This is a genomic window from Candidatus Laterigemmans baculatus (assembly GCF_010367455.1).
Lineage (GTDB): Bacteria > Planctomycetota > Planctomycetia > Pirellulales > Pirellulaceae > Laterigemmans > Laterigemmans baculatus.
Genome location: NZ_WRPR01000013.1, coordinates 40,975 through 55,629, shown reverse-complemented (window position 1 = coordinate 55,629; position 14,655 = coordinate 40,975). Strand labels below are relative to the sequence as shown.

The following is a 14,655-nucleotide window of genomic DNA, read 5'->3' as shown; positions in this document are numbered from 1 at the left end:
TCTCCAGCGCAGAAAAAAACCCCGGAGTACGCGAGGTACTCCGGGGTTCGGTTCACAGCCGTCATCACAGACGGGTGTGGAGGGTTTTGGAACGGCGGGTTGCAATTACTGGCAGTTAACGCAACCGCTGCCGACCTGGATGCCCGAGCCGAGCACGACGCCATTGCTCATCACATTCCCGCCGCAGACCGGAACGGTCACGGTTTGGGGAACGCGGCGGCACACGGTGACGTCCACTTCGCGTTGCACCTGGTGAGGCACGCACACGGTGTAGGTCTCGGTGACTTCTTCCGGAACGGTGTCGTAAACCGTCACGTCGTAGGTCCGCGTGCGGGTTTGCGGAACCATCACGGTGTAGGTCACGTCCCGCGAGCGCTGCTGCGTTTCGTAGCGGCACCGCTGCACGGTGCGAGTCCGAGTCTCAGTGACGTAGCTGGTGACGTTCACCGTACGCGTACGGTTCTGGGTCGTCATCTCGCACACCGAAACCATGCGGGTCCGCTGTTCGGTCCGGTAACGGGTGACCGGCACGGTGCGAGTCCGCTGTTCCTGACGGCACCGCTGGACGGCCACGGTCCGCGTCCGCTGTTCGGTGGTCAGGCGAGTGACCGGAACGGTGCGAGTGCGGGTTTCGTAGCGGGTCCGCGTGACCGGCACGGTGCGGGTGCGGGTTTCGTACCGCATCCGCGTGACCGGAACTTCGCGGGTCTGCGTCTCGACGCGGCAACGGGTCACTTGATATTCCCGGGTCCGCTGCTCAGGACGGCACTTGGTAACCGCGTAGGTTCGCGTCCGCTGTTCGGTCCGGTACTTGGTGACGTTCACCGTCCGGGTCCGCGTTTCGCTTCGGTACTTGGTCACGTTGACGGTTCGCTCCCGAGTCTCGGGACGGCAGGTCGTCACGGTGTACTCGTAGGGCTCCTGAACCATTTGCCGCTGGTAGGTCGTGACCGGAACTTCGGTCGTGACCGGATTGCTGACATAGACTCGACGGGCGATCGTGCGTCCGCAGGCGTCGCCGAGCGAGGCCCCGCCGCAGCTGCCGCAGCCGCTGCCGACGGCCACTCCGCCGCAATCACCGCAGCCGACCGAACCGCCTCCGCAGCTTCCACAGCCGCTGCTGACCGCCGCGCCGCCGCAGTCACTGCAACCGCCGCCGACATTGATCAGCTGAGTTTCATAGTGCCCTTGATCGCAGGTGACGCTCTTCATCGTGGTCACCGGAACCACTTTGCAGACGGTCCGCATCGCCGACCGGGTTTCGGTCTGGGGAACCATCACCGTGTAGGTCTCCGTCACCTGCTCGGTGTAGGGAACCTGCACCGTGTAGGTCTGCTCGACCTGCTCGGTGTAAGGAACCTGGACCGAGTAGGGCTGCTCGACCTGCTCGGTGTACGGCACCATCACGGTGTAGTTCTGCGTCAGCGTCTCGGTGTAGGGGACGCGGACCGCATAGCTCTGGGTCTGCGTTTCCGTATAGGGAACGCACACCTGGTAGGTCTGCTCGACCTGCTCGGTGTACGGCACGCACACCTGATAGGACTGCTCGACCTGCTCGGTCACCGGCACCTGCACGGTGTAGGTCTGCTCGACCTGCTCGGTGTACGGCACGTTAACCGTGTAGGTCTGCTCGACCTGCTCGGTGTACGGCACGTTGACCGTGTAGGCCTGCTCGACCTGGCGAGTCACCGGCACGCGGACCGCATAGGTCTGCTCGACCTGGCGGGTGACCGGAACCTGCACCGTGTAGGGAACTTCTTCGGTGTAGGGGACGGCGACGCGGACCTGGTAGTTTTCGGTCCGGGTCTGCGTCTGAGGAACGTTGACCGTGTAGGTCTGGGTGCGGCTCTCGGTCCGCGGGACCCGTTTCTGAATGGTGCGGGTGCGAGTCCGCTGTTCGTTGCGATACTCGGTGCTCGTGACCAGCCGCTTTTCGGTCACGTACTGGGGCACGTACACCGTCCGCGTCTGTTCGGCGACACCGCTGACCGCGGTGCCACAGTCGCCGCAAGCAGTTCCCGCGACCATCGCTCCGCTGCTGAGCAGCGTTCCGCCATTACCGCAGCCGGCACAACCGCCGCCGCGATGATGGCCGTGGCCAGCCAGGGCCGGCAGGGCGGTGACCGCCACCGCCCCCAGTCCCAAAGCGTACTTCAATAGTTGATGTCTCATGCAGTAAACCCTCCACGAACGTCTCACAGCCTGTGAGGCAACAGAAGAAAAACCAAGGAGTGACAGTGGCTGCGTGATTTGGCCTGGACAGCCCCGCCCGCAATGTAAGCCCGCCCCCTCCCCTGTCAAGCTGTAGCGATCAAACAAGCTGCAGCAATCACACAGACAAGGCGGACAATCGCGGTTCTAGCGAATCGCTGCGGCGGATACTCCGCCCAAGCCGGCTCTCGATCGGCCCCTTGCGTGGGTGCCGCACGACCCCTCCCCAACCAGGGAATGAGCTTGCGGCCCGACACTCGGCACGGAGCAAGAGCAGCCCACCCGCGAGACGATCACGGGTGCCCGAGGCTTTATAGGCAGAGGCCAATGAGAGAAAAGTGACTGGCGGTAAAAATTTCCGATTGCGGGGAGATTGCAGGCGATCTCCCTAAGAAATTGCCGCCGCGAAAGTTGCTTTTTTCGCTCGCCCCCCCCAAAAGACAAAGCTCGGAGAGCCGTGCACAGGGATGGTGAAAAGCCCGGAGGAAACGATCGCCCGAAGTAGAAACGGCACCTCAAAACATCTTCCTCCCGCTTGCGAGAGGGTCGGTCGCTGAGGCCCGGGGAGGGCCATGGGTTTCGGCACGCACCCTCGATTGAGCCGTTGCACGAGAAGGGCTCTGACCCCCGTTAGAGGACGTGGAGACTCGAACCCCCCGAATTAGCTTCGATAGCGTTGGGGGTGCGGGGCCGCGGACGGTGAATTTCGAGTGATACTCGACGAGGGGCTGCGGTTAGTGCCTCGCGGAGGAAAAATTTTCAGTGCCAACGACTAAATTTTCGACATTTTCCTGGGATGGCTGCCGCCGCGAGCGGCCGACCTCCCGCCAGCGATGGCTAGCAATGGCAGCATAGCCGCCACTACGGACCGTCATCGCCCTTTCGGGTGGAAGTCAGCCTAGCCTCTGGAGCCGGACGCTTGGCTTCGTTTCCTTTTCAGGTTACCTATACTCAAGAGCGGCTGACTGCCGATTCTATTCGTCGGCGGAGGAACGCGGGTGAATAAGACGCCTCGCATATTACAGATTGGCGGGCTCGCATCGGCTGAGAGTTCAGGTCTCTCAGACGGCGCTGAGATTCTGGCCGTGGCGACGGCCGGGGAGGCTCTCGCCCTGCTCGCAGACCAGCAGTTCGACGAACTGCGGATCGGGGGCGATGCGCTCGCCGAGAGCCGCAGCCTGCTGATCGCTCAGCAATCGGCGGATGCCCTCAAAGCCCGTGAAGTCCTGCGGGCCGACGAGGTTCTGCGGGATATGCCCGACGGGGTCGCCCTGATCAGCGATCAGCGGATCATCCTGTGGGCGAATCGTCGGCTGGAGGAATGGGCCGGCCGCGACAGCCTGGTCGGGCTGGAATTCTACGAAGGGCTCTCGAATCCCGAGATCATGGGCCCCGACTTCTGTCCCTTCCATACCGCGATGGCTACCGGGCAGCCGAGCGGGATGACGCTCCGCACCGCCGAGAACCGCTACTTCCAAGTCCACGCAGCTCCGCTCGGGCAGGGGCAAAGCGTCGATCAACTGGTGGTCACCGTCAGCGAAGTCACCGAGGAGATCCTGCAGCAACAGAAGCTGGCGGCAATTCACCTCGCCGGACGGCAGCTGGCCGACTTGCGGCCCGACGAAATTTTCCTGATGGACGTCGATCAGCGAATCGACCTGCTCAAGGAAAACATCCGCCACTATCTAAGCGACCTGCTGAACTTCGATGTGATCGAGATCCGGCTGCTCGAACAGGCCACCGGATACCTGATGCCGCTGCTGAGCGTGGGCATCGACCAAGAAGCGGCCGACCGGCAGTTGTTCGCCCAGCCCAACGGCAACGGAGTGACCGGCTACGTCGCGGCGACCGGCAACAGCTATCTCTGCGAGGATGTCAGCAACGATCCGCTGTACATTCCCGGAGCGGCCGGAGCGGCCAGCTCGCTGACGGTCCCGCTGATGCTGCACGACCAAGTGCTGGGGACGATCAACGTCGAAAGCCCCGAGCCGCGGGCCTTTGCCCCGAGCGACATTCAGTTCCTGGAAATCTTCGCCCGCGACGTCGCTCACGCCCTCAATACGCTTGAGCTGCTGGTCGCCCAGAAAGCCAATACGGCTCAGCAAAGCTGCGAAGCGATCCACAGCGCCGTCGCAATGCCGGTCGACGAGATCCTCAACGACGCGGTGAACGTGATGGAAGGCTACATCGGCCATAAAGGGGAGATGGTCGATCGCTTGCGGCGAATCTTGCAGAACGCCCGAGACATCAAGCAGATGATCCAGGAAGTCGGGCAGACGATGACCCCGCTCGACGCCGTCCCGGCTGGCATCAAGTCGCAGCAACGCTCAATTCTCGAAGGTCGCCGGATTCTCGTCGTCGACGCCGACGAGCAAGTCCGCAACGACGCCCATCACCTGCTCGAGCGGTGTGGCTGTATCGTGGAAACGGCCCACGTCGGCAGCGAAGCAGTGATGATGGTCCGGGGAAGCGATGAGTGCCGTTATGACGCGGTGATCAGCGACATCCGGCTCCCCGACTTCAGCGGCTACCAGCTCATGTGCCGGCTGGAAGAATTCATGAACCCTGTCCCCATGATCCTGATGACCGGATTTGGCTACGATCCCGGCCACTCGATCGTCAAAGCCCGCCAAGCCGGGCTGCATCCCAAAGCGGTGCTCTACAAACCGTTCCGACTGGACCAGTTGATCGAAGTCGTCGAGACGGTTGTGCAGGCCAACGAAGCGCAGCACGCGTAAAGAACGCTTCTTTTGCTTCCCGCTCCCGCGGCGGCTATGATCAGCGGCGACGCGGTTGTCCGCGCCCCGGCACGACGGCTGCCGGCCCACGAGTGGGTCGAGTCCGCACACACCCCTGTTGGGTGGGCGAACTCCGCACAGTCCGGGGCCGGACCGACGTCGCCTCCGTTTCGCAGCTTTCCTCGTTTCCATTTCGATCGCCGCGCAAGCCTCCCTCCGTCCTCCCCCGCGCCTCCTGGTCCGCGAGCTGCATCCCCGCTGCCCCACCCGATTCGGATCGTCCGAGGGGGAGCGTCGTTGCGGCGCCCCGCCGCGGAGCTAGCTTGGCAAGCCCCGCGCGAAGCCCAGCCGGGCCAGCCCAGCCGCGAAGCCCAGCCGCCCCCCCCGTGAGCCAATCTTCCCAGGCGCCACCCTCCAAGGCCTGACGATGTCCAGCCGAGAACCCGACTCCCTCGATCACTTCGCCGAGCTGCTCGCGCAGGTCCGCGCCGGGAGCGTCGATGCGATCGCCGAGCTCTATCACTGCTACTTTCGCCGCTCGGTCGCTTTGGCCCATTCGCGGTTACACGATGGCGAAGGCAGAGTCATCGACGAGGAAGTCGCCGCGATCAGCGCCCTCGATAGCCTGGTCGTGCGGATGCGCGGCGGAGCCTATGCCGACGTTCAGGATCACTTGCAGGTCTGGCGGTTGCTGGCCCGCATCGTCGACCGCAAAGTCACCAAATACCGCCGCCAGATGTACGGTCCGACGCGAAGCCCACCGCAGCCGATGCTCGCCGTGGAGCAAATCGAGGGAGACGGCTCGGATTTTGCAATTCCGGTAGCGACGAAGGACCCGACTCCCATCTCGAATTTGATCGCCGACGAAGCGCTGCAGCGATTGCTCGATGCGTTGGCCGATCCGGCCGCCCGAAGCGTCGTCCTTTTGCGGCTTGATGGATTCAACGATATCGAGATCGCCGACCGGCTGGGGCACAGCCGTAGATGGGTCAGTCGACGCATGGATATGATCAAAGGCATTGCCGAATCGCTGCTCCGTGATGACAACTGAGGACAGGCATTGATGAATTTGAGCTCCGAAACATCCGGAGCGATCGAAGCGGGCCTCGACGAATTCGAAGGCCAATGGTTGCGAGGTCCCACACCTCCGGATGTCGTGCGTACGGTCGAGGCGCTGCAGCGACACCCCGGTGCCGAAGCTCAGCGGCTCGCCTGGGAAGTCGCGATGAGCGACCTCGAGCTTCGTTGGCGGCATCACGACCCGGCGATGCGCCGCGGCAGCCGATGGTATGCCGAGCGGCTCGCTCGTCACGGGTTTTCGGCAGTTGATTTCGAGGAGCTCTCTGCACACGAACTGGTCGTCCGCAGCCGCTGGGGAGACCGGCCGGCCATCGACGCGCTGCTCGACGAGCAGTTCCCGGGAATCGGCGGGGATGCGAGGCAACAACATCGGCAGCGTTTGCTAACCCAGCTCGAACTCCACTTCCCCGTCTCCTGCATCGTCAAAGTCGACGGTGGGAGTCGCTTTCGCGCCGAAATTCCCACACCCTGCGTCGTCGGCCGCCAGCGGATCCACGATCCGGCCCCGGGCACCCCCTACCTCGACGCCGAAACCGATCAGTGGCGGATGGTGGTCGTCGATCGCCAGCAGAACCGCGTCTCCCGCAGCCAAGCGGTGATTCGCCGCGTCGCGGTGCATCAAGTCTCGATCGAGTCGATCAGCCCCAACGTCGGCTGCTACCTCGATCAACAGCGGCTGCCGCTCGAGCAGCCGGTGGTGGTTGAAATCACCGCTCGGCCCCGCGAATTGCGGTTCCAGAACGTCGCCCTCCGTTTGTTCCCCGGCTGAGCCGCCATCCGGCTAGAGCTGAGCCCCGTGTCCGGCTAGAGTTGCCTCGATGAGCTTGTTCCCCTTTGGTTTGTTCCGGATTACGGCCGCTGCCCCCGAAGTTTTTGTCGCCGACCCTGCGAGAAACGCGGAGGCGATCATCGCCGTCACTCGCCAAGCGAGCGACAGCGACGTGCTGCTGTTCCCCGAGCTGTGCATCTCGAGCTACACGGCCGCCGATCTGTTCGGTCAGACCCCGTTGCTCGACGCCTCCCGCGAGGCAATCTCCCGAATTGCCGAAGCGACGGCCGAGCACCGCGCGTTGATCGTCGTCGGCCTGCCTCTGGCGGTCGACGGCTCGCTGTACAACGCGGCGGCGGCGATCCACCGCGGCGAAGTGCTCGGCATCGTCCCCAAACAGTACTTGCCCACCTACCGCGAGTTTTACGAAGGCCGCTGGTTTCGCAGCGGTGACGGGCACGAACCGGCGACCCTCGAACTCGCGGGCAGCGAGGTGCCGTTCGGCATCGACCTTCTGTTCCGCTGCGGCGGAGCGACGATCGGAATCGAGATCTGCGAGGATCTGTGGATGCCGATCCCGCCGAGCAGCCTGCAGGCGATCGCCGGTGCGAACGTTCTGCTGAACCTCTCGGCCAGCAACGAAGTGGTCGGCAAAGCCCGCTGGCGGACCGACCTGGTCGTCTCCCAGTCGGGACGCTGCTTGGCCGCCTACGCTTATGCCGGTGCGGGCCCCGACGAGTCGACGACCGACGTCGTATTCGGTGGGCACTGCTTGATCGCCGAGAACGGCGTGGTGCTCGAACAATCGCGGCGAGTCGGCGATGGCCAATTGCCGTGGCGGGGAGCGAGTCTGATCACCGCCGATGTCGATCTCGAGCGGCTCGACCACGACCGCCGCACCCAAACCTCGTTCGATGACGCTCTCCCGCTGTTGCCGCGCCCCTACCGAGTGATCGAATTTTCGCTCCCCGCAAGCAGTTCAGCCCCCAAGACGGAGGCCGAGCCTGCGCTCGAGGCCGACGCCGCGCCCCCCCTTCCGCGCCCGCCCCGCCGACGGATCCCAGCTCATCCGTTCGTCCCGGCTCCCGGCCCAGAACTCGACGCCCGCTGCGGCGAAGTGTTTGCGATCCAGACCGCCGGCCTGGCCAAGCGGGTCAGCCGTCTCTCGGAGGACTCGCCGCTGGTGATCGGCGTCTCGGGAGGACTCGACAGCACGCTGGCGCTGCTCGCTGCGGTCAAAGGCTGCGATAGTTATGGTTGGCCGCGGACGCGAATCCTGGGAGTCACCATGCCAGGTTTCGGGACTTCCGCCCACACGCGAACCAGCGCCGACGACCTGATGGAAGGGCTGGGGATTCGCTCCGAAGCGATCGACATCCGCCCGCTCTGCCTCGAAGCCTTCCGCTCGCTCGACCATCGCCCGCTGGGGATCCAGCTGGGCGATATGGACGTTGAAACGTTCCAGCAAGCGTTGGTCGAAGTCCCCGCCGACGTCACCGATTTGGTTTTCGAAAACGTGCAGGCCCGGGTCCGTACCTTCCTGCTGATGAGCCGTGGTTTCGTCCTCGGCACCGGCGATCTTTCGGAGCAGGCGCTCGGGTGGAGCACGTACAACGGCGATCACATGTCGATGTACAACGTCAACACGTCGGTCCCCAAGACGCTGGTCCGGTTCCTCGTCCGCTATGCCGCCGACCGCTACTTTGAAAGCCCCGTTCGCGAAACGCTGCACCGCATCGCCGACACGCCGATCTCACCGGAACTACTGCCACTCTCGAGCTCCGGCGAGATCCGTCAGGACACCGAAGCGACCCTCGGGCCGTACGAGTTGCACGATTTCTTCTTGTTCAACGTCGTCCGCAACGGGTTCAGCCGCGAGAAAATTGCTTACCTCGCCCGCCACGCCAAGTTCTCCGAGCCCTACGACGAGGCAACGATCGACCGCACGCTCGAGACGTTCTACCGTCGCTTCTTTGCCAACCAGTTCAAACGGAGCTGCGTCCCCGACGGCCCCAAGGTTGGCTCGGTCAGCCTCTCACCGCGGGGCGATTGGCGAATGCCGAGCGACGCCAGCCGCGGCGCGTTTTGAGTGAAGAAAAGAAATTTGTTCTTCTCCAATTACCCTCGCCCGGGCATCGGGCTCAACACAAGTCCAAGGGAGAGAAAAGGCACAGCCAACACCCTCCCCCCGGGAGGGTCGCGAGGAACGAGCGGGGAGGGTTTCCGCAACGGTAAGTTTCACTTGGGGCTATCGTCAGGGATTGCTCTCCCTCCCCTCGCTGACGCTCGACCCTCCCGGGGGGAGGGTGTCGTGCGATTTTTTTTAGAACCTCATGGCGGGGCTTCCGTCCACAATCCCAAAATCTTCCTTACCGCTGCGGTGGCCGCGTGGGCTTCGCGGGCGAACGCGGGGTCGCGGAGGTCGGCGGCGGTGAGCTGTTCGCGGTAGTGGGCCGTGACGCATTCACGAAGTCGCTCGCCCAGTCGCGCGGACCACAAAACTCCCGGATGCACCCTGGCCAAGTCCTCCTGCGAGAGTGGAACGCGGAGCCGCAGGCAGGCCGGACCGCCGCCGTTCCACATGCTCTCCCGCAGCTCGACCACGACCGCTCGATCGATCGGGTTATCCGCGGCGAGCAAGTCTTCGAGGCATGCGTTGGCCGAAGCGACTTCCCGCACTTGGCTTGGGACAACGATCGTCATCTGCCCGTCAAGACGTTCGATCAATTGGCTGTTGAACAGGTAGCTGGCGACGGCATCTTCGAGCGGTAACGCCGTCTCGGAAATCTCGATCCGCAGCAGATCGACTCCCACAAGCTCTCGATAGGCGGCTGCGATCTCGGCGAGCGTCTCCTCCGCTTCGGCGAAGGCCAGCTGATGGTAGAGCAACACATCGCCGCAGCTCGTTGCAACCACGTCATTATGGAAAGCACCGGCATCGATGGCCGCGGGATGCTGAGCGAGAAAAAATGTCCGCTCCGGTCGCAGCCCATGCAGCCGGGCCACGGCCAGCGAGGCTTCCTCTGTCTGACGCGGCAGAAAGCGGCGGGTGGGGACCGTGTCGGAGCCGCCATGGACGAAGACTTCGATGCCCTCCGGACCGCTGAATTCTCCCCCCACCGCAGCGGCCGGGGCAAAGAATCGCAGGTGATTGGCCGCCCCTTCATCGCGGAGCGCCACACCGCCGGGGAGCGGCGAATGGATCGCGAACCGCCGCGGATCGCGAAAGATTTCCCGCAGCGTCTGCTCGGTTGCTGCCGGCTCGATGCTGCGATGGGGACTGCTGAGCAAGTTTGCTACGGTCAGGTGCGTTCGTCCATCGCTGCAATCGGCTGCGGGGGAAACAGTCGCTGCGTTGGCCACCCACATCGCTGAAGCACTCCAAGCAGCCGACAGCAAGCGGGGCGAAACGTCAGCCGCTTGCCGCAGCCGCTCCGCATCGTCTCCCTCAAAGCCCAGCTCTCGCAGCCAAGCGAAATCGGGGCGGAAGTGGGGCGGCAAGACCGCTTGCGGGGCTCCTTCGGCCGCGAGCCGTTCGATCTTGTCGAGGCCCTGCAGCGCGGCGGCGCGCGGATGGCTGGTCTGCCCGGCATGCTCTCGCGAGGCGAGATTGCCGAGCCCCAAGCCTCCGTAGTGATGGGTCGGGCCGACGAGGCCATCAAAGTTGACTTCGATCAAACTCATCATCGTTCACTGTTTCCGACACCACGCTGGCGACCGCATCGCTGCACGCATCGATCGCCCAAAATCCGGCCGGACGATGGTTGCCGCTGTGTCCGATACCGCCGAACGGCAATGCTCCACTGGCCCCGGTCGTCTGCCGATTCCAGTTGACGACTCCAGCCGGTACGCGGCGGCGAAACCGTTCGAATTGCTCGGCCGAGCCCCCGATCAAGGCGGCTGCGAGTCCAAAGCGAGTGGCCGAGGCAAGAGCCACGGCCGCTGGGAAATCCGCAGCCCACTCCAGCTGCAGCAGCGGGCCAAAAAGCTCCTCTTCCTCCCGCTCCCCGGAAATCGAAGTGACATCGACCAGACCGGGAGAAAGGAGGGCCGGGCACCGCGACGACCGCTGCATCTCGACCAGCGGCACGCCTCCGGCGGCGATCAACTGCTGCTGGGCGTCGAGCATTTTTTCGGCCGCGCGAGCGGAGATGAGCGGACCGATGTAGGGCTCCGGATCGTCCTGCGGCAACCCGACTCGCAAGCGTGCAATTCGCTCGACGAGCCGCTCGACCACCGCCTGCCCTTCCGCATCGTCGACGACGATCAGCCGCCGCGCACAGGTGCATCGCTGGCCGGCAGTGACGAACGCGCTGGCCACGATCATTCCCGACGCGGCTCGGGGATCGTTCGGGGAAGCGACGACCAAAGGGCTGTTGCCGCCCATCTCCAGCGCCAGCAAGACTTCCGGACGCGACGCCAGTTGTTGATGAATCGCCACGCCGGCCCGGCGGCTACCGGTGAACATCACGCCGCCGATCCGCGGATCACCGATCACGGTCTGGGCGACGTCGGGCCCGCCTTGGAGCAGGTTCAAGATGCCCGGCGGCAATCCGGCTCGCTGCCAAAGCTCGACAATCCGCAGCCCGACCGCAGGCGTAAGCTCGCTCGGCTTGAAGACCACCGCGTTGCCACTGAGGATCGCCGGAATGATCTGTCCGCCCGGCAGGTGAGCCGGAAAATTGAACGGTCCGAGCACCAGTACCACGCCCAGCGGCCGAAAGCGCAGCTCCGCTCTTCCCCCCGCAAGTTCTTTGGCTTGCTCCGCTCGCCGCTCCCGCAGCGCGCGGATCGTCAGCTCGACTTTCGCCCGGCTCGTAGCCACCTCCGCACGTGCTTCCCACCGCGGTTTGCCGACTTCGCGGCTGATCAGCTCCGCAAGGGCGTCGGCAGCCGACTCGAGCTGCTCACCGAAGCTGCGAACCACCTCCACCCGCTGCTCGACCGGTCGCTCGGCCCACGACTCCCAGGCTGCCGCAGCGGCGGCAACGGCCCGGGTGGTTTGAGCTGCATCGGCGGCATGCCCCGACCAGACGAGCGAACCGTCGGCCGGATTGTGACTCTCGAGCCGCCCACCCGCTCCGCGGATCGACTCGCCATCGATGATCAGATCTCCGCTCTCACTCATCGTCCGACTTTGGGGTTGGATGGGAAACGGGTCATTTCAGGACCTCCGGGCTGGGATGCGGATCGAGTGTCCAGACCGCATCCCCGGGTCCGACCGCGAGCGCCTCGGCAGCGGACTGCTCGATCCGCACGCCCTCTTCCCCCGGTGCGACTCGCACGGCCGGTGCGAGCACGGCGGCGAAACCGGTGCTCATCGACGAGAGAATGGTCGGCGACGCATCGAGCTCCCGTTCGATCGACAGCACCTGGCCGCGGCGGCAGCGGGCGACCGCGGCGATCCGGTGGGTCGCGCATTCGACGAGCGGACCGCCGTCAAAGATGTCGACCATCTCGGTTTCGGTGAACCCTTCGCTGCGGAGGAGGGCGAGCGCCGGTTCGGTCTCGGGGTGCACTCGCCCGATCGTCGCACGGGCGGCTTCGGGCAGGAGCGTCAAATAGATCGGGAACTCAGGGTTCAGCTGCTCAATGAAAGCCTTGGACAGGGTCGACAGGGCATCGGCCACGGGAAAGTCGACTCCGTAAAACTTGCGGCCCAGGGCTTCCCACAGCGGACTGACTCCCGACGCGTCGCAGACGCCTCGCATCTCAGCGATCACGCGATCCGAAAACCGCCGGGGGCGCTGGGCGAACAGGGCGAAGCGGGAGAGCGAGAGCAGACGGCCGCGGCCACCACCGCGAAACTCGGGCAACAGAAACAGGCTGCCGATCTCCGAGGGCCCGTCGTGGATCCGCTGCAGGTGCAACGACTCATTCCGCTGCTGCACGCCGAGCTGCGGACAGTTGCGAATCGTACAGACCCGACGGTAGGCGTAGAACGGTTCGTATCCCCCGGTCTTCGCCATCACCGCCGCGGTCCCCACCAACTGGCCCGACGGCAAATCCTCCATCACCAACACGAACGGTTCTCCGGCCGGCCGCTCGCTGCGGCGGCTGAACGCAAAGACGCTCGACTCGACCCGTTCGAGCAGCTGGGTGTAGTCGAGCTGCAACGACGTCAGACCATGGGTGGCCTGACGCGTCAACCGGTACAGCGCGTCGATGTCTTCCAGGCGAACCGAACGCACAACTTGCAAGGGCGGTGACTCCTTTACCTAAGCCGGCGGGTACCTAAGCCTGCGGGGCCGCCCAGTGCTCCTCGGGCATCGCGGCGACGGCTTCGCGGACGATCTGCAGGGCCAAGTCCAGGTGCTGCTCGTCGGTCGCTCCCGGAGGCGGCAGGAAGCGGATCCGCGACGGCTCGCCGCCGCAGACGAAGCCAATCAGGCCGGCCGCGTACATCGTGTCGAGCAGCCACTTTGCCGCCGCCGCCGAACCGTTGCCAGGGGTCAGAGCAATCATCATTCCGGCTCCGAAGGGACCGGCCACGCGGCGGGGGAATTCCTCGGCCAAGGCGGCCAGTGCGGAGGCGACGTGGGCGTGGCGACGGACGTTCTGTCCGTCCTCTCCGAAACATCCACTGCGCTGCAAATGCTCCAGCACCGCGAGTCCGGCGGCGATCGATCCCGACGATCCGGTAAAGGTCTGGCTGAGGATCGGCGCGGCGGGCTTCAGCGAACCGCGGTAGAGCGTCGCACAGACTTGGGTGATTTTTCCGACCGTGACGATGTCGACCCAGCGGTCGAGCCCGTAGTGCTGGAACGCGAACGGTTTCGAAAGCCGGGCGAACGTCTGGATCTCGTCAAAGATGATCGGGATCCCTGCGTCCCGCAGCGGCTGGCAGAGAGCGGCGAAGAATTCGTGGTCGCCTTCGTAGTACCCCCCCTCGCCCGCCATCGGCTCCGCCCAAAACGCAGCGTAGCGGCCCGGAAAGCGAGAGAGCAGGCGATGCATTTCGGCGACCGCACGCTCGCGGCTTCGCTGCGGGTCGGCCGGATCGCGGAACGGGAGGTAGTCGACCTCCAGGGCCAGCGGCAGCCCTTGGCGGTACGCGGCGCGGTCGGTCAGCGCCGCCAGCGCCAGACTTCTCCCGGCAAACACGTTTTCGAAAGCGAGGATTCGGTTGGCCGGCCCGCCAGGCCCCAGACTCCGCGCATGCAGCGCCAACTTGATCGCATTCTCGTTGGCCATCGCGCCGCTGGTCGTCAGCAGACAATGCTCCAGCTCCGCTCCCCCCTCCCGCGAGAGTTCGAGCAACCGCTGGCACATCCACAGGCTCGGCGGGTGCTGCTGCAGATTGCCCTGCATCACGACATCCTCAAGCGCCCCATCGATCGAGGCTTGGAGCATCCGCGGATGACTGTGACCGAGCCCATGCACGCCAATCCCGCTGATAAAGTCCAGCTTGACGCTGCCGTCGGCCAGCTCGACCCAGGGGCCGTTCCCCAGCCCGGCGGCCAAGTAGGGCAGGATCGGCGTGCCCCCGCGAGCCACCCCGAGTTCGGCCAACAGGTCTGCATAAGCCGCTTCGCGCCCTGGCAGCGGCCGACGGACCTCACTCAGCTCGGCGGAATACTCGGCCAGCGCGTCGGCGAGTAGGCGGCGAGCTTCGGCAACGCGCGAATCGCCGCGGAACCGCTCCGCCACAAGAAGCTCCGGGCCGCTGCCTTCGACTGAACTCCCGCCCGCCGCATGCGGCTTGGCGGCGGGTGAATCGGCTGCACTTCCTTCCATCAATCTCGGTCCCGCCATCGCTTGAGGCTCGATCGGAACATCCGCCACCGCGGCTCGTTCCACAATGCTGCATCATAGAGGGGTTTGGCCGCAGCGGGTTCACTGGCGAGCTTCGCGGGT

At 64.9% G+C, this 14,655-nt stretch carries 9 protein-coding genes; 4 read left to right on the top strand and 5 right to left on the bottom strand.

Annotated features, from left to right (window positions below; translation table 11 throughout):
• Positions 1 to 105: 105 nt before the first annotated feature.
• Positions 106 to 2,172, bottom strand: a complete 2,067-nt coding sequence (locus GNK13_RS02675; protein ID WP_164100896.1) for a hypothetical protein — start codon at positions 2,170 to 2,172, stop codon at positions 106 to 108.
• Positions 2,173 to 3,209: 1,037 nt separating this feature from the next.
• On the opposite strand from GNK13_RS02675, the gene GNK13_RS02670 reads away from it, so the two are divergent.
• From GNK13_RS02670 to GNK13_RS02655, 4 genes are all read left to right on the top strand, one after another.
• Positions 3,210 to 4,949 (top strand): response regulator, encoded by a 1,740-nt coding sequence (locus tag GNK13_RS02670; protein WP_235934732.1) that lies wholly within the window; start codon positions 3,210 to 3,212, stop codon positions 4,947 to 4,949.
• Positions 4,950 to 5,376: 427 nt separating this feature from the next.
• Positions 5,377 to 6,000 carry an ECF-type sigma factor gene (locus GNK13_RS02665; RefSeq protein WP_164100895.1) on the top strand — a complete coding sequence of 208 codons (624 nt, stop codon included), beginning with the start codon at positions 5,377 to 5,379 and terminating at the stop codon, positions 5,998 to 6,000.
• Positions 6,001 to 6,012: 12 nt separating this feature from the next.
• Positions 6,013 to 6,798 (top strand): hypothetical protein, encoded by a 786-nt coding sequence (locus GNK13_RS02660; RefSeq protein ID WP_164100894.1) that lies wholly within the window; start codon positions 6,013 to 6,015, stop codon positions 6,796 to 6,798.
• 49 nt (positions 6,799 to 6,847) lie between these two features.
• A complete protein-coding gene (locus GNK13_RS02655) occupies positions 6,848 to 8,887 on the top strand; it encodes an NAD(+) synthase (protein WP_164100893.1) in 2,040 nt (679 codons plus the stop codon).
• Positions 8,888 to 9,129: 242 nt separating this feature from the next.
• Here the strand turns inward: GNK13_RS02655 and GNK13_RS02650 are convergent, their stop codons facing one another.
• The 4 genes from GNK13_RS02650 to GNK13_RS02635 are packed head-to-tail and all read right to left on the bottom strand — an operon-like array spanning position 9,130 to position 14,553.
• On the bottom strand, positions 9,130 to 10,482 hold the full coding sequence (locus GNK13_RS02650; RefSeq protein WP_164100892.1) for an N-succinylarginine dihydrolase: 1,353 nt from the start codon (positions 10,480 to 10,482) through the stop codon (positions 9,130 to 9,132).
• On the bottom strand, positions 10,457 to 11,926 hold the full coding sequence (astD, locus tag GNK13_RS02645; protein WP_164100891.1) for a succinylglutamate-semialdehyde dehydrogenase: 1,470 nt from the start codon (positions 11,924 to 11,926) through the stop codon (positions 10,457 to 10,459). The genes GNK13_RS02650 and astD overlap by 26 nt, the downstream gene beginning before the upstream one ends.
• A 31-nt stretch (positions 11,927 to 11,957) precedes the next feature.
• Complete coding sequence (locus GNK13_RS02640) at positions 11,958 to 12,989, bottom strand: arginine N-succinyltransferase (RefSeq protein WP_235934736.1); 1,032 nt, start codon at positions 12,987 to 12,989, stop codon at positions 11,958 to 11,960.
• Positions 12,990 to 13,032: 43 nt separating this feature from the next.
• The gene (locus GNK13_RS02635; RefSeq protein ID WP_235934731.1) at positions 13,033 to 14,553 is read right to left on the bottom strand and encodes an aminotransferase class III-fold pyridoxal phosphate-dependent enzyme; all 1,521 of its coding nucleotides are present in this window, start codon (positions 14,551 to 14,553) and stop codon (positions 13,033 to 13,035) included.
• Positions 14,554 to 14,655 lie beyond the last annotated feature (102 nt).

Excerpts from the sequence above, each read along its gene's own strand:
- GNK13_RS02675 (WP_164100896.1), bottom strand. The coding sequence starts at position 2,172 with ATGAGACATCAACTATTGAAGTACGCTTTGGGACTGGGGGCGGTGGCG.
- astD (WP_164100891.1), bottom strand. The coding sequence starts at position 11,926 with ATGAGTGAGAGCGGAGATCTGATCATCGATGGCGAGTCGATCCGCGGA.
- GNK13_RS02635 (WP_235934731.1), bottom strand. The coding sequence starts at position 14,553 with ATGGCGGGACCGAGATTGATGGAAGGAAGTGCAGCCGATTCACCCGCC.
- GNK13_RS02660 (WP_164100894.1), top strand. The coding sequence starts at position 6,013 with ATGAATTTGAGCTCCGAAACATCCGGAGCGATCGAAGCGGGCCTCGAC.
- GNK13_RS02665 (WP_164100895.1), top strand. The coding sequence starts at position 5,377 with ATGTCCAGCCGAGAACCCGACTCCCTCGATCACTTCGCCGAGCTGCTC.
- GNK13_RS02655 (WP_164100893.1), top strand. The coding sequence starts at position 6,848 with ATGAGCTTGTTCCCCTTTGGTTTGTTCCGGATTACGGCCGCTGCCCCC.
- GNK13_RS02650 (WP_164100892.1), bottom strand. The coding sequence starts at position 10,482 with ATGAGTTTGATCGAAGTCAACTTTGATGGCCTCGTCGGCCCGACCCAT.